General features: G+C 53.1%; 10 protein-coding genes. 5 read left to right on the top strand and 5 right to left on the bottom strand.

All coding sequences use genetic code 11. The annotated features are described in order from the left end of the window. Position 1 precedes the first annotated feature (1 nt). The 4 genes from ACO0K9_RS10725 to ACO0K9_RS10710 form a co-directional block, all read right to left on the bottom strand. Positions 2-787: an ABC transporter permease gene (locus ACO0K9_RS10725; RefSeq protein ID WP_422984616.1), complete on the bottom strand. Its 786-nt coding sequence runs from the start codon at positions 785-787 to the stop codon at positions 2-4. A 117-nt stretch (positions 788-904) separates the two neighbouring features. Beyond that, the gene (locus ACO0K9_RS10720; protein ID WP_422984614.1) at positions 905-2,695 is read right to left on the bottom strand and encodes an OmpA family protein; all 1,791 of its coding nucleotides are present in this window, start codon (positions 2,693-2,695) and stop codon (positions 905-907) included. A 120-nt stretch (positions 2,696-2,815) separates the two neighbouring features. Beyond that, the gene (locus tag ACO0K9_RS10715; protein ID WP_422984612.1) at positions 2,816-3,871 is read right to left on the bottom strand and encodes a hypothetical protein; all 1,056 of its coding nucleotides are present in this window, start codon (positions 3,869-3,871) and stop codon (positions 2,816-2,818) included. A gap of 45 nt (positions 3,872-3,916) precedes the next feature. Then, positions 3,917-4,657 carry a hypothetical protein gene (locus tag ACO0K9_RS10710; protein WP_422984610.1) on the bottom strand — a complete coding sequence of 247 codons (741 nt, stop codon included), beginning with the start codon at positions 4,655-4,657 and terminating at the stop codon, positions 3,917-3,919. A gap of 208 nt (positions 4,658-4,865) precedes the next feature. Between ACO0K9_RS10710 and ACO0K9_RS10705 the strand changes: the two genes are divergently transcribed. Together ACO0K9_RS10705 and kdpE are read left to right on the top strand one after the other, a co-directional pair. After that, the gene (locus ACO0K9_RS10705) at positions 4,866-7,160 is read left to right on the top strand and encodes an ATP-binding protein (RefSeq protein ID WP_422984608.1); all 2,295 of its coding nucleotides are present in this window, start codon (positions 4,866-4,868) and stop codon (positions 7,158-7,160) included. Positions 7,161-7,191: 31 nt separating this feature from the next. Continuing rightward, positions 7,192-7,884 (top strand): two-component system response regulator KdpE, encoded by a 693-nt coding sequence (gene kdpE, locus ACO0K9_RS10700; protein ID WP_422984606.1) that lies wholly within the window; start codon positions 7,192-7,194, stop codon positions 7,882-7,884. Between the two features lie 56 nt (positions 7,885-7,940). On the opposite strand, the gene ACO0K9_RS10695 is transcribed toward kdpE, so the two are convergent. Beyond that, positions 7,941-9,470, bottom strand: coding sequence for a peptide MFS transporter (locus ACO0K9_RS10695; protein WP_422984604.1), 1,530 nt, complete (start codon positions 9,468-9,470; stop codon positions 7,941-7,943). A gap of 549 nt (positions 9,471-10,019) precedes the next feature. On the opposite strand from ACO0K9_RS10695, the gene ACO0K9_RS10690 reads away from it, so the two are divergent. The 3 genes from ACO0K9_RS10690 (at position 10,020) to ACO0K9_RS10680 (ending at position 15,414) form a co-directional block, all read left to right on the top strand. Beyond that, on the top strand, positions 10,020-11,357 hold the full coding sequence (locus ACO0K9_RS10690) for a M16 family metallopeptidase (RefSeq protein WP_422984602.1): 1,338 nt from the start codon (positions 10,020-10,022) through the stop codon (positions 11,355-11,357). Positions 11,358-11,361: 4 nt separating this feature from the next. Then, positions 11,362-12,771 (top strand): M16 family metallopeptidase, encoded by a 1,410-nt coding sequence (locus ACO0K9_RS10685; RefSeq protein ID WP_422984600.1) that lies wholly within the window; start codon positions 11,362-11,364, stop codon positions 12,769-12,771. A gap of 174 nt (positions 12,772-12,945) precedes the next feature. Beyond that, on the top strand, positions 12,946-15,414 hold the full coding sequence (locus tag ACO0K9_RS10680) for a S9 family peptidase (RefSeq protein WP_422984598.1): 2,469 nt from the start codon (positions 12,946-12,948) through the stop codon (positions 15,412-15,414). The last annotated feature ends 108 nt before the right edge of the window (positions 15,415-15,522 follow it).

Below are 15,522 nucleotides of genomic sequence, written 5' to 3'. Positions count from 1 at the left end.
TTTAGCTTGTTCTGGTGTAAGGGCAGAGTGTCTGTCTCAATCGAGCCAGCAGGTAATCTTGCGCCACGCCATACGACAGGATGCTGATCTGTATGGCGAATACGCCGCTGAGTTGAAAGTAACGGTTCTGGTTCAATAGCAGCGCGCCTATGCCGCCTTCCGAACGGGTCAGGCCTTCCACCATAGTCAGCAAGGTCCAGCCTATGGCGGCGTTTTGCCTGACCAGGTCAAGCAGGGTATCGGCCTTGCCGAGTATCACCAGTTCATAGGTGATGCGCCAGTTGCGCATACCCAGGGTCTGGCAGTGGTCGATGGCATCTTGCGGGATGGCCTGTACTTCTGCCATCAGGGCGGTCACCATCATGACACTGGTGCCAAAGGTCAGCAGGGCCAACTTCAATTCATAGCCGTCACTGGTCAGCAGCATGAACAGATAACTGAGGCCGGCAAAACCAAGAAAGCGCAACACCGACGCAAAGCGCGCCAGCGGCAGGAAGATGGGGGCGGTACTGGCCGCAGCGATCAGCAGCGCAATGCCGGTCGACATCAGCAGGGACAGCAGCAAGACCTTGACGCTGGCCCACAATTCCAGCAACAAGCCTTGTTCATTGAACAGCTTGAGCCAGGCCAGGCCGATTTCTGCCGGGGATGGCAATACCCTGGTGCTGTGCAGACTCCACAAGGTGAATGCAATAATCACCTGCACCAGCAGCAAGCTGCGTGCCGCATGGAAGGGTGAATACGGCAGGAAGATATTTTGTATACCTGGATGCAAGCGTAGGGACATGATGATCGATTCTAGTGCTAAAACTTGGCGGAAGAGCGTGGTGCAGTTGAATAGCTCACTGCACCACTTCGTTACTCTGCTGATGTATTTCTGGAATGTTCAGCCCAAACAGTTTGCTTACTCATTGCTGGTCTTGATCAGCGCGACTTCTACCCGGCGGTTATGGGCACGGCCTTCGGCAGTGCTGTTATCCGCCACAGGCTGGCTGTCACCAAAGGCACGCACACGGATGCGTCCTTCCGGGAATTCAGATGCTGCATTCGCCTGCAACCAGCTACGTACTGCGTCCGCACGTTTTCTCGACAAGATCAGGTTGGCGTCTGCGCTGCCAGCCTTATCGGTATGGCCATTGATTTGTATCGCCAGGCCGGACACAGCAACCTGATTCAGCAAAGCTTCCAGCGTTTCCGTAGCCGCTGGTTTAAAGCTGGCCTTGCCGGTTTCAAATTCAATCGCCCAGCCACGTTTGGCAAAGGTAGATACGGCGGGTGCATTCTGGTCAAAACGTGGCGTATCTGCACGGGCTGTCATGCTCTTCGCACTGGCTGCCAAGGCCTGCAGATAGCTGGTGTTGACTACCTTGTCGTAGCTGATGATTTCTGGCATGTCGGCCGGGTAGTATTGCTTTGCAATGCCACCAAAGACGTTATAGACACGCTGGTACAAATTGTCATTACCGTTCAGGCCAAACAGGAACAGGTTGTCCGCCAGGTTGCTGGAGGTCGAACCGCCCAGGCGTATGTCCAGACCTTTACGGTCTTTCTCTACCACGCCCTTGTAGTACTTCATCCACCATTGTGCATTTTCTTCTTTGGCGACTTTGGCAACGACTGCGCTGGCTTTCAGCAATTCTGTGTCGTTGCTGCGAATGGCGTCGGTGGCTTCAAAGGCGGCAGCCAGCATGTTTTTGACATACTCAGGGTTTTGCGCCATCCATTGGCGGTTACCAATGATGGTGGCCGGCATCTGCCACATGTATTCACGGGTGGAAGCAACGGCGGCCAGGCCACCGACTTCGCGCGCCACCTTGACATCACCTGGGGTCCAGGTGGCGGTACCGTTCTGGCAAACTTTACGGCGTTCACTGGTGGTCTTGCCATTCCGTATCACCGGGCGGGTTTCGCAAGCACCCTGGTTGGCGGCTGCTATCAGTTTTTCATCCGATTCAGCAAATGAAGCGACACTGACAAAATTGATGGCATCCGGGTCATAGGTTTTAACGTCAGGATTGACCGGGATTTTATTGTCGGCCGCATACTTCATGCAGATGTTCCAGTCGCCGTCACGCAAGACGGCACCGATCAGTGAACCGCGTGCCTTTTGCGGATCAGTAGCGACTTCGGCCGGCAACATGCATTTGTCTTCACCGCGTGAATAGCCAAGTGAAGCTATCACTTCAATCTGCTGGCCCAGTTTGCTCATGCTTTCCTGCGCCGCAGCGAAATAGCCGGGGCCACCGTCACCCATGATGACGACAAAGGCAGCGCCTTTACCTGGGTAAGCCACACCTTTGGCAACTTCACCGGCAAAGATGGCTTGTTCGGCGATCATTTGTGCATAGTCGTCCTGACGTTCCAGTTGCAGGTGGACGCCGTGTTTATCCATCAGGCTGCCGCGTGCGGTTGTCGCATCACCGTTGGCATAATGGATGGATGCTTCGGCATTCCATGGCAAGACCAGCATGCGTGCCTGGTAGTCAAGCGTGGACGGTGCCAGCGTAAATGCGGCAGTAATGTTGTTTTGGCTTTGGGCATTGGCCTGGACCGGGATTTCCATCGCCGTCGGTACCGCTGTTTTTGCGCTCCAGAATTTCAGGCCATTGCTGCTTTTTACATAGGTATTCAAGCCGTAGATGCCGGCACCGACAACGGTGGCAATCAGCAACAGACGGGGTAAGGGCTTAAGCATGTTTTTCTCCTTGTGTATGCTTGTTTACTCGTTACGTTACGTTTCACTTCACTTCACTTCACTTCACTTCATTTGCATCAGACATCAGGCGTCAGCCATCAGATGCATGACGCTTCCAAATCATTTGTGGTCAAACCAGTTTTTCTGTGCACTGCCATCCGCTGGCGTATTACCGGGTGCGGTGGATGCATCAGTCTTGCTGGCCGTGGTTGTGTTACCGGCATAGCTGCCTTCTATCATCAGGCGCTTCTGGTCTGCGCCCAGCAGGATGGAATCACCACGTTTTTCCCATTCTTCTATCATCTTCATGGCGCTGGCCTCATACATACCATTCTGTAAATCGATGGTGCTGACGAAAGAATCCGACATGCGTACAAAGTCTTCGATCTCACCTATCTTCATTGCATAGTCATTGGCCAGGTATTCATTCGCCATATCAAACATGGCACGTGCGTCGGGATCACCATTGATGATGCTGCGGGCTGATTTAATGGCGGAATAGGCAGCATCTGTCATTTTTTTACGACGCTGCTTGACGTCAATCTCACGCTTGATGTCCTTGATCAGGAACAGCGAAATCTCCTGGTATTTCACCAGCACCGCATACAGCAACTGCATCTTGGTCAACAAATCCTGATAAGTGATATTGGCTTCCTGCATGCGACCAGCCTGGCGTGATTCTTCTGCAATCACGATGGTCTTGCCGGCCCTGCTGGCTTCTTTCACCATCATCAAAGACTTGTTGCGTATGCTTTCATTGCTGCGTATTTCTTCCTGGCAGGCACGTATCATGCCGGCCAGGCTGGCGATGCGGCCATTCATGTTGCCCAGTTTTTTCTCCAGCTCAGAGACATAGGTCTGCATGATGCCTATCGGGTCAATTTCGACGAACAGACGGGTAATTGCCCGCATAGCATTTTGGTACAGGTAAGAACCCAGCCGCCAGAAACGCCTGTCGGTCGCGACGTAGGCAAAGGCGATGGCCGTTACACCCAGCACGCCTGCATACAAAGTGTTTTCCAGCAACGTGATAATTTTAGGCAGGCATTCATACAAGACATATCCGACACCAGCTAGCGCACTGACGGCAACGATTTGCCCGGTCACGCCTTCTGGTTTTTCCCAGAAAGACTTGGGTTTGAAATTGGAGGGGACTCCAGGTATATGTTCACTCATGATTGTTCTCTTGGTTTTTTCAAATACAGCGTTGTACTACCCGCCTCAGGCATTAGTGGCTGAGGTGGCAAGGTGCTGGCTGATACGCAACTGATCTGCCTCCAGCCTGGCCTTGACGGTGTTTGCCGCCAGGGTAAAGTCTTGTACGGTTTTTTCTATTGCTTTCTTTCGCATATCGGCTTCGCGTTCCAGTTCGGCGGCACGCAGCTGTTTACGTTCCAGGTCTTCCTGTACTTTGCTGATGCGCTGTTCGGTCTCGTTGCGCAATTGTTCTATCTGTTGCCTGCCTTGCGTGATGGCACTACCGAGTGCCTTGACTTCTTGCAGGCGGGCATGGATTTCAGCTTCTTCAGCCGCATGTGACTGACTGGAAAAACGGCTTTGTTCTGCCACCAGCACATCCATATGGGTGGTAATGGCTTGCATCACCTGTTCCACCGTGCGCTGCTGGGTTTTCCTGAGTACAGCAAAGGCAGAGCGATAACGGGTTGCTTCATCCAGGGGCAGTTCTGCCAACGCAGCGATGGCTTCAGCCAGGGCTGAATACGCGGTTGGTCTTTCCATCACCAGGGCAAATAATTCTTTGCTCATTCCTGTTTCAGGAATCTCGTCGACATGTTGCGTAACAGCTCTGGTGGCAGTGAGCATGGCCGGGCTTTCTGTCGCAGCCTCTGCATTGACCATAGCTGATTGGCGATTGCTGCGCACGGGGGCATCGTCTTGCCAGACCAAGTCTTTGGCGCTGTGAAAAAGGCGTGTTGCCAGGCCGGTTTTGGTGTCGTTCATTGTTTTCTCCATGACTGAATTGCGATGAAGACAGCTTAGCAATGAAGGCGTAAATGCTGCGTAACGAGTTTGAAAACCGGCGTAAACATAAAGTAAACATGCCGTGGTAATTGATGCGGGAATTTACCGTTGCTGTTATCGTGCGCAAGACGAATACTCACACTGCGCTATCAGATCAATCAGATCAATCTGGTTTATACTCACTTCGATGAACGCGAACACACATCCGGCCATGCCGGAATCTCAGGGCAGCTTGCGTATTTACTTTGGTGCCGTGAATGGTGTCGGTAAAACCTATGCCATGCTCAACGCTGCCCGCCAGCAATTGGCACTGGGGCGAAAAATCCTGATCCATCTGTCCGTGAATCAGCCAACTGACGTAGTGGCTTTGCAGGCTGAACTGCAGTCATTGGCCGGTCCGGGTTGCATGCTGTTGCGTCATGGTGAATTCGACCTGGCCGCTGCGCTCGACTTCCAGCCTGAACTTTTGCTCTTGGATGAACTGGCGCATTTGAATGTGACTGATGATAGCCATGTCATGCGGAATGACACACGCTGGCAAGACGTGCGCGATATGCTGGCAGCGGGAACGGATGTGTACACCACAGTCAATGTACAAGACCTGGAAGGACTGCATGGCGCAGTCAGCGCGATTACCAAGGTAGCCCGGACCCCGAATCAAACCCGGATCCAGACCATACCGGACAGCGTCTTCGACAATGCCGATGAAGTGATTTTGCTGGATGTACCTGTCGATGAATTGATTGCACGTTTTGAACATGGACAATTGCGGCGTGCAGGTGTTGATGCCAGCGAGCCCTGGTATCGCAAAGGCCATTTGATGGCTTTGCGCAATCTGGCAATACGTCGCAATGCCGACCGCATCAAAGGAGAAGGGCAAGTCAGCAAACCAGACCCGGCAACACGTAAGCGGCAAAGCACAGGCCGTGTGGAATATTTCATGCCGGTGGCCAGGACGCTGACGCGCCAGCCTTACCTGCGCGCGACAGCGATCAGTTTGTTGACAGTGCTGGTGGTCTGGCCCTGGCAATCCTATATAGAGCCTGCCAATATTGCCCTGATCCTGTTATTTTTTGTGATGGCCGTGGCGATGCGCATGGGGCGTGGCCCGGCTTTGCTGGCCAGTGTACTGACTACCTTGTGTTTCGATTTCTTTTTTGTCGAACCACGTTTTTCTTTCTGGATCAATGACTGGCAATATGCACTGACGATGGTGCTGATCCTGCTGTTGGGTGGCATGGCCGCCAAGCTCATTGCGGATGTTAGCGCGCAAAGCCGGGTGGCCGAATACCGGGCCTTGCGGGCAAGCGCCATCAATGAATTTGCGCGTGCCCTGTCAGCCGCGTTGCAGACGGAGCAGATCAGCGACATTTGCCGCAATTTCATAGAAGATGCCTTTCAGGCCAGGGCCAGCCTGCTATTGCCGAACGCTGACGGGCGCTTGCAGTATCCAGCCGAGTTTGGACCGGAATATGGCAATGCCCTGAATATGAGTGCATTGGATATGCAAACGGCACAAACCGCATTTGAGCGTGCAGAATTAATCTGCCCCGAAGCAGGCGGCAGCATATGGTATCTGCCGCTGGTGGCGCCCATGCGCACCCGTGGTGTACTGGTGGTGCAGGCAGGCGACAGTAAATGGATGCACGTCATTGAGCAACGCAAACATCTGGATACCTTTGCTACGCTGGTGGCGATTGCGCTGGAACGGGTGCACTATGTCGAGGTGGCGCAAGATGCCTTGGTGACGATGGAATCAGAGCGCTTGCGCAATTCTTTGTTGTCCGCCTTGTCGCATGATTTGCGTACACCGCTGACTTCGCTGGTCGGTTTGTCTGAAACCCTGTCGTTGACCAAGCCGGATTTGAGCAGTCAGCAACATGAGCTGGCCTTGGCCTTGCGTGATGAAGCCCTGCGCATGAGTCGCCTGGTGAATAATCTGCTCGACATGGCGCGTATAGAAAGCGGCCAGGTGCGTTTGAATTTGCAATGGCAAGCCATACAGGAAGTGATAGGCAGTGCAGTCCGTGCCTGCAAGTTTTCATTGAGCAGGCATCAGGTACGGGTCAGCATGGGGAATGCCATCCCGCTGGTGCGGTATGATGCCTTGCTGCTGGAAAGAGTACTGTGCAATCTGCTGGAAAATGCCGGCAAATACACAGCGCCCGGCAGCATGATCACCATCGCCGCCGAGCGTCGCGATGATATGTTGCTGGTCAGTGTGTCGGATAATGGTCCCGGCTTGCCGGCCGGTAAAGAGGAAGCGATTTTTGAAAAATTTACCCGTGGTGAACGCGAATCGGCACAGCCTGGCATGGGTTTGGGGCTGTCCATCTGTCGCGCCGTGATAGAAGCCCACGGTGGTAAGATAGCTGCGCGCCCGGCCAGCCAGGGCGGTGCCTGTTTTGAGTTCCAGCTGGCACTCGGTAACCAGCAGGACATCAGCGCGCTGGATGAATTGGATGAGATGGAAATGGAATGAGTTCTAGTTCCAGTTTTAGAATGGAATACCCATGAGTGAACCTTGCAATATCGCCCTGCTGGTGGAAGATGAACCTCAGATACGTCGCTTTGTCAGGATGTCGCTGGAAGCCGAGGGCTGGCAGGTATTCATGGCCGAGACCATGATGCGTGGCCTGATCGATGCCGGTACACGCAAACCCAATCTCATCGTCCTTGATCTTGGTTTGCCTGATGGCGATGGCCTCGATTTCATTCGTGATATTCGCAAATGGTCACAAGTACCCGTGATAGTGCTGTCGGCCCGTGATGATGAAAACATCAAGGTCAAGGCACTGGATGCGGGGGCAGATGATTATCTGACCAAACCTTTTGGCGTGGCGGAACTGATGGCCAGGGTCAGGGTGGCAATGCGCCGCCAGCGTCCTAGCGAGGGGGATGGCCTGATGCAGTTTGGCGATATCAAGATAGATTTGAAAGCCAAGCTGGTCAGCAAGGCCGGGCAAGTCGTGCACTTGACGCCGACAGAATATCGCTTGCTGGCCGTATTGGCGTCCAATCCGGGCCGGGTGGTCAGCAATCCACAATTATTGCGTGAAGTATGGGGACCATCGAATGCAGAGAATGGCCATTACCTGCGGATTTTCATGGGGCGTCTGCGGCAAAAACTGGAAGATGAACCGAATCTGCCCGTGTATTTATTGACGGAGACGGCGGTCGGTTATCGTCTGCTGACGACGGTTTAGCAAAAAAATCCCCGCGCGATGGAGCATCGTGCGGGGATTTTTTAAGCGAACGCAACTTAGTGGATACCGTGCATTTTCTTTTTCATCCATTTATCCAGCAACATCAGTACCACGCCTGCTGCGATCGGGATCAGGGTGAAGATCAGGAAGAAGATGGACATGGAATAATGCTTGGAAATATCGTCGATATAACTGCCGCTGAAGCCAGCCAGTTTGTTGGCAATCGCGGTGTTCAGGAACCAGACGCCAAACATCAGGCCGAGCAGACGTGGCGGTGCCAGCTTGCTGATATACGACAGACCAACTGGTGATACGCAGAGTTCTCCCATGGTATGGAAGAAGTAGGCGGCGATCAGGAAGATCATGCTGACGCCCGCGGTTTTGGCACCGGCAGGGATGCTGGCAGAACCGTAGGACAGCGCCGCAAAACCCAGGCCCAGCAAGATCAGGCCCACACCAAATTTGACGGGGCCGCTAGGGTTCCAGTATTTTTCCCACATTTTGGAAAACATCGGTGCCAGGATCACCAGGAAGAAAGAATTCAATACACCAAACCAGGTGGCAGGTACGCTGGACTGGTCGAGTGCAAATTCACGGCGCAGCATCCAGATCACCAGCGCCCAGATCAAGCCTATACAAATGACCAGCAAGGCATTCGATAGCAGATAGCGCTTTGCGGTACCGGCAAACAGCTTGAGCAGCAGCCACGACAGGATGATGGTCGGGATCACCGTCATCAGGCTGTTGACGATTTTAAATGCCATGCCGCTGGTACCGACCAGAGCACGGTCCGTGTAATCAGCTGCAAAAATCGTCATTGAACCACCGGCCTGCTCAAACGCAAACCAGAAAAAGATGGTGAAGAAAGAGAACACGCAAATGGCGATCAGACGGTCAGCAACGATGTGCGGTGCGGCTTCTTCAGCCACCACGACATCGCCTTTTTGCTGTGACTTGGCGAGGCCAATATCACCAAAGATACCCTGACCAAAATAGAACTGTATCGCACCCAGCAACATGAAGACACCGGCCAGGCCAAAGCCCATGGGCCAGGATATTTTTTCGCCGATATAGCCGCACAACAGGATACCGAAGAAGGCACCAGAGTTGACGCCCATGTAAAACAGGGTGTAACCGCCATCACGACCACCTTCATTGTCCTTGGTATACAACTGACCAACGATGGCAGAGATATTCGGTTTGAACAAGCCGGTACCAGCAACTACCAGGCTCAGGCCGGTATAGAAAGTCGCAGGGGTATCCAGCAGCAGGCAGGCATGACCGGCAGCGATGATGAAGCCACCCAGCACAACGGAACGACGGCTACCGAGCAACTGATCGGCAATATAACCACCGAGGATAGGGGTCAAATATACCAGGCCGGTATACCAGCCATACAAGCTGGCGGCATCCGCACGGCTCCAACCCCAGCCGCCTTTGTCGACGGTGGTGACCAGAAACAGCACCAGCAAGGCACGCATGCCGTAATAAGAAAACCGTTCCCACATTTCTGTGAAGAACAACACAAACAGGCTATCCGGATGTCCCAGGATGGTGTGTGCGGCTGGCGTTTGAATTGTGTTCAAAGTGCTCTCCAGTGTTTATTTGGTATTAAAAGTAATTTGTGTCGCAAAATTTTTTTCATTGTGTATCATTAAATGATATGAATTGATTCAATTCGGCGCGTAGCTTACCACGACAAAAAGGCCAAATAAAAAGACATATTGCGCACCGCAGCAAAAATTGCTGCACAAACATTGTGCAGATATCGTCGCCCGGATATGGCATCATTCATCATATTTCACTTACATTTGCTTACATGCACTTGCAAGATGAGTGTCAAAAGAATAATGAATATGTGTTTTGTTGACACGGGTTGCGGAGACCACAGCAGAGGAAATGCAGAGGAAATACAGAGGAAATACAGCGTCAATGCGCAGAGATGCGCCGTTGCCTTGACGGGACTGCCTTGTGCTGGAATCGGCGCAGACGCCGGGCAGGGTGATCTTGAATCTTGTCGCGGTAGCATGAAATGAACCAGTCCGCAGCTATGCAGTCTGAACAGCTTGCAACAGATTTGTTGGAATTCGTCCACGAACAAAACACAAACAAACACGAACACAAGGGAGAGAACAATGAAGTGGAAAAATCTGGTTGCCGCTGGCAGCTTGTGGTGTGGTGTGGCGGGCATGGCGGGTATGGCAGGCATCGCACAGGCGGTGACAGTAGAGCAGGTGAAAACCTTCACGCTGTCCAATGGCATGAAGTTTCTGGTATTGGAGAACACCACCATTCCCAATGCGAATATGTATACCTACTGGAAAGTCGGTTCCCGTAATGAAGTCGCGGGCATCACCGGGCTGTCGCATTTTTTTGAACACATGATGTTCAATGGTTCCAAAAAATTTGGCCCCAAGCAGTTTGACCGCACCATGGAAGCCAGTGGCGGTGCCAATAATGCCTATACCAGCAATGACGTGACGGTCTACCAGGACTGGTTTCCAGCGGTGTCGCTGCCGACCATCTTTGATCTGGAGAGTGATCGCATCGCCAATCTGAGCATCGATCCCAAGATGGTGGAAAGCGAACGTGGCGTGGTCTTGTCGGAACGCAGCACCGGGCTGGAAAATTCCAATTTGCGCGCTTTGTGGGGCGAGGTATATGCATCGGCTTTCCGCGCCCATCCGTATTCGGTACCGACTATCGGCCATGAATCCGATATCAAGGCCTGGACCCAGGATGACCTGCAAAAGTATTTCAATGTGTATTACTCGCCGAATAATGCCGTGGCTGTCATCGTCGGTGATGTCAAGGCAGATGAAGTGAAACGCCTGGCCGAGCAGTATTTTGCACATGTGCCCCAGCGTGCCTTGCCACCGGCAGTACGCACTGTGGAACCGGAACAAAAAGGTGAGCGACGCGTGTTTGTGCGCAAGGAATCGGCCACCGCTGCCAACCTGATGATTTCTTACAAAGTGCCTGCTACCAATCACCCTGATTACTATGCACTGAATGTGATCTCCAGCATTCTGACTGACGGCAATACCTCGCGTCTGTATCAGGCACTGGTGGATAAGCGTCTGGCAACACAGGTCGGTTCGGACCAGGGCAAGGCGCTCGACCCTGGCCTGTTCAATTTCTTTGCGGTGGCGGCCAACAAGGTGCCGGCAGCAAAGGTGGAAGAAGCCTTGCTGGCAGAAATAGACCGTCTGATCAAGGATGGCATCAGCGAAGAAGAATTGCAGAAAGTGAAGAACCAGAAGCTGCTGAATTTTTACCGCACGCAAGAAACCATCAACGGCAAAGCTGCGCAACTGGGTGAATACGAAGTGTTTTTCGGTGACTATAAAAAATTATTTGATGCGCCCGATGCTTACCGCAAGCTGACGGTGGCAGACATCAAAACCGTGGCCGCAAAATATTTCAAGAAATCACAACGTACTGTCGGCGTACTTGCCGCAGTGGAGGAATAAGAAGATGATCAGTAAAAAAATTCTTGCGTACAGCCTGGCCAGCGTCAGTCTGGGCTTGTCTGCCGTCAGCAGCCAGGCTGCCGAATTTCGTCTGCCTGCGTTTGAAACTGCCACATTGTCGAATGGTCTGACCGTGTATCTGATGGAACGTCATGATGTGCCGCTGATTGCCATGCGTGCCGTGGTCAAGGCCGGGGCCGTCAATGATGGCAGCCAGTCCGGCTTATCCAATCTGACTGGTGACACACTGCTGCTGGGTAGCAGCAAATATGACAAAAAGACCTTGGACCAGAGTTTTGATTTTCGAGGTGGCAAGATATCCAGTACTACCAGTGCTGAAGCTACTGCCCTGACAGCAGAATTTGCCAAAGACGATGCCAGCACCTTAATGCCCATCATTGCCGATGTCTTGCAGCACCCCTCCTTCAATGAAGAAGAATTTGGCAAACTGCGTGCCCGTACTGTCGATGGCTTGAAACAGGCCAAGGAAAGTCCGCGTAACGTGGTGCAAAATTATTACCGTAGCATGCTGTTTGGGAATGGGGCGTATGCCAATCCGGTGGCGGGTTCCGTCAACAGTGTGACAGCCTTGCAGACCCAGGATGCCCGCAGTTTCCATCAAAATTATTATCGTCCGGATAATGCTGCCCTGGTCGTGGTGGGGGATTTCAAACCTGCCGCCATGCGTATCCAGTTGGAAGCCCTGTTTGGTAAATGGCAGTCGGCAGGGGTTTTGCCAGCACCGGCAGTCAAAGGCAAGGTGCAGGCTGACAAGGCCAGGGTCTGGTTGGTGAACAAGTCTGATGCCGCTGAAACCACTTTCCTGTTTGGTGGTGCAGGGATTGCCCGCAATGACCCGGACTACGTGCCTTTGCAGGTAATCAACACCATACTCGGCGGGCGCTTTACATCCTGGCTGAATGATGAACTACGTGTCAATTCTGGCCTGACCTATGGTGCCAGCAGCAGCTTTTTCACGCTGACGGACACGGGTACCTTTGCCGTATCCAGTTTTACCGCTACTCCCAAAACCGAAGCGGCACTGGCATTGGCGACCAAGACCTATCAGCGTTTATGGAGCAAGGGTATTGATGCCGCCACCCTGGAATCGGCCAAGGCTTACGTCAAGGGACAATTCCCGCCGCGCTTTGAAACCAATCTGCAACTGGCCGGTTTGTTAAGTGATATGTATGTTTCCAAAGTAGGTCGTGAACAGATTGATCATTTCACGCGGGATGTTGATGGTTTGAACCCGGAAAAGGCAAAACAATTAGTGGACAAACATTTTCCACGCGATAAACTGCAAATCTTACTGATAGGTAAAGCAGAAACCATACGCGGCATCGCTGCCACCTATGGTGAAGTCAGTGAGCTGGATATTACGGCGAATGGTTTTGCCCCTGTCGCCAAATGAATTGCCGCCTTATTTGTCTTACCATTTGTCTTACCATTTTTCTAGAACCATGTTGTAAACCAAGTAAGTGAAAATTGCCGCCCCTGTATAAGGGGCGGTCGTTTTTTTAAGAGCTCAAAACATGTCTTCATGTTAAGGCTACAGAACCAAAATCAGAGACCAGGACCGTTTTCTATGTTGCGTTTCAAACCCTTGTTTTTCTTTGCCACTCTCAGTCTGGTGGCCGCTTCTTCCAGTCAGGTAATTGCCGGTACTGCCACTGCCACTGAATCAGGATATCAGTTACCACCGCCAGAATTGCAGGCGGTCGTGGATGCACCCAGGGGGCCGGTGTTCCGCCTTGGGCCACAGCGTAAGACGGCCCTGTTGCTGACTTTGCCGGGCTTGCCCAGTATTGCCGACGTGTCCCAGCCAGAATTGAAGCTGGCCGGCCTGCGCATCAATCCACGTACCCGTGCCGCCAGCAATTTTGATTTTGGCAATGGCATGAGCCTGCTGGATATCAGCAGTGGCAAGCTGCGTGACGTCACCGGCTTGCCGGCCAAGGTCAAGATCGCCGAAACCTCCTGGTCGCCTGACGAGCGCTGGCTGGCTTTCAGCATATGGGTAGATAACGGTGTCGAACTGTGGTTGATGGATGTCAAGACGGCGGCAGTGCGTCGTTTGATGGCCGACAAACTCAATGCCGTCACAGGGCCGGGCTTTTCCTGGATAGAAGGCTCGGACAAATTACTGGTCAGGCTTTTACCTTTGCACCAGAAAGAGTTGCCACCCGCCAGTTTCGTTCCGACCGGACCCAATACGCAAGAAAGCAAGGGCGGCAAGGCCAGCCAGAATCGTACTTATCCGGATATGCTGAAGACCTCGCGTGACAGCGATGTGCTGGACTGGCAATTGCAAACCCAGCTTGGTTTCGTCAGCGTCAGGGGTGAACTGCATCGCATAGGCAATGCCATGACGCTGACCAAATCCCTGGCCTCGCCCGATGGCAAACTGATTTTGACCACGCAATTGCGTCGCCCGTATTCAACCATGTTGCCCATGGATCGCTTTGGCCAGTTGATAGAACTCTGGGACAACCAGGGCAAGAAAGTCAAGACCGTAGCTGAACGCCCCATGCGCGAGCGCTTGCCAACCGGGATGGATGCGGTGCAGGCAGGTCCACGTGATTTCGGTTGGCGCAATGACAAACCGGCCACCCTGTATTGGCTGGAAGCGCAAGCCGGCGGTGACCCGGAAGTGAATAGCAAGGTACATGACGCCTTGTTCCAGCAAGCGGCACCTTTCGATAGCCCGGCCCAGAAAATCATGGACATGGGCTGGCGTTTTGCCAGTGTGCAATGGGGTAGCGATAACCTGGCGCTGGTCACCGAAAACTGGGTGAAGACCAAGGATACCCGTACCTGGCGGGTACAACCCGGGCTGCCGGACAGCAAGCCGGAGCTCTTGTTTAGCCGTAAATACGAAGATCAGTATGCCAATCCGGGTGTGCCGGTGATGGCGCAAAATGCCCTCGGTCGCCAAGTATTGCGCACGACGCCGGATGGCAAGGCCTTCTTCCTGACAGGCACGGGTGCCAGCCCTGAAGGTGACCGGCCTTTCCTGGATAAATTCGATCTTGCCAGCAAACAGGCAACCCGTCTGTGGCGCTCGCAAGCACCGTATTATGAAGAAGTGATGGCTTTGCTGAATGACAAGGGCAGCAGTTTTGTCACCAGCCGTGAATCGAATGAAGAAAGGCCGAATTTCTACCTGTATGACTTGAGCAGCAATGCCGGACCACGTGCGCTGACCCAGTTCCCGCATCCGATGCCGCAGTTCAAGGGTGTGAAAAGGCAGCAGATCCGGTATGAACGTGAAGATGGTGTTGAGCTGACTGCAACGCTTTACCTGCCACCGGGTTATGACCCGAAACGTGACGGCCCGCGCCCGATGATCATGTGGGCTTATCCGCGCGAATTCAAAACCGCAGAGGCCGCCAGCCAGGTCATCGGTTCACCCCACAAGTTCAATCGCATTTCCTACACTGGGCCACATGCCATGCTGGCACGCGGTTATACTGTGCTGGATGGTCCGACCATGCCTATCATCGGCGAAGGCAAGAAAGAGCCGAATGACACTTATCTGGAACAACTGAAGATGGATGCCGAGGCAGCAGTCGACGAAGTAGTGCGCCTGGGCGTGGCCGACCGTAACCGCATTGCCATCGGTGGCCATAGCTATGGTGCCTTCATGACTGCCAACCTGCTGGCGCATACCCGTTTGTTCCGCGCCGGTATTGCCCGTTCTGGTGCCTATAACCGCAGCCTGACGCCGTTTGGCTTCCAGTCCGAAGACCGGAATTACTGGAAAGCCAACAAGGTTTACCAGGACATGTCACCGTTCAATTTCGCCAACCAGTTCAAGGACCCCATCCTCTTCATCCATGGTGAGCAGGATAATAATCCCGGCACTTTCCCCATGCAAAGTGAACGCATGTATCAGGCCATACAAGGCTTGGGTGGCGTGACGCGCCTGTCAATGCTGCCGAATGAAAGCCATAGCTACCGCGCGCGGGAATCCATACTCCATATGCTGTGGGAGCAGGATCGCTGGCTGGAAACCTATGTCAAGAATGCCAAGCCGGACAGTAGCAAGGATTAAGCGGCAAGCCTGAATTGGAAACTTAAATGTTAAAAAAGGTAGCAGATTCGCAAGATTTGCTGCCTTTTGTACATGAGCTTAAAGTTTTGCATTAGTATGCAGACATAC

Source organism: Undibacterium sp. Ji50W, from assembly GCF_049340445.1.
GTDB lineage: Bacteria > Pseudomonadota > Gammaproteobacteria > Burkholderiales > Burkholderiaceae_D > Undibacterium.
The sequence above is the reverse complement of the archived record's forward strand: the minus strand, read 5'-3'. Positions and strand labels throughout refer to the sequence as shown.

Coding starts and splice junctions, on each gene's coding strand:
- ACO0K9_RS10725 (WP_422984616.1), bottom strand. CDS start 787: ATGTCCCTACGCTTGCATCCAGGTATACAAAATATCTTCCTGCCGTAT.
- ACO0K9_RS10720 (WP_422984614.1), bottom strand. CDS start 2,695: ATGCTTAAGCCCTTACCCCGTCTGTTGCTGATTGCCACCGTTGTCGGT.
- ACO0K9_RS10715 (WP_422984612.1), bottom strand. CDS start 3,871: ATGAGTGAACATATACCTGGAGTCCCCTCCAATTTCAAACCCAAGTCT.
- ACO0K9_RS10710 (WP_422984610.1), bottom strand. CDS start 4,657: ATGAACGACACCAAAACCGGCCTGGCAACACGCCTTTTTCACAGCGCC.
- ACO0K9_RS10705 (WP_422984608.1), top strand. CDS start 4,866: ATGAACGCGAACACACATCCGGCCATGCCGGAATCTCAGGGCAGCTTG.
- kdpE (WP_422984606.1), top strand. CDS start 7,192: ATGAGTGAACCTTGCAATATCGCCCTGCTGGTGGAAGATGAACCTCAG.
- ACO0K9_RS10690 (WP_422984602.1), top strand. CDS start 10,020: ATGAAGTGGAAAAATCTGGTTGCCGCTGGCAGCTTGTGGTGTGGTGTG.
- ACO0K9_RS10685 (WP_422984600.1), top strand. CDS start 11,362: ATGATCAGTAAAAAAATTCTTGCGTACAGCCTGGCCAGCGTCAGTCTG.
- ACO0K9_RS10680 (WP_422984598.1), top strand. CDS start 12,946: ATGTTGCGTTTCAAACCCTTGTTTTTCTTTGCCACTCTCAGTCTGGTG.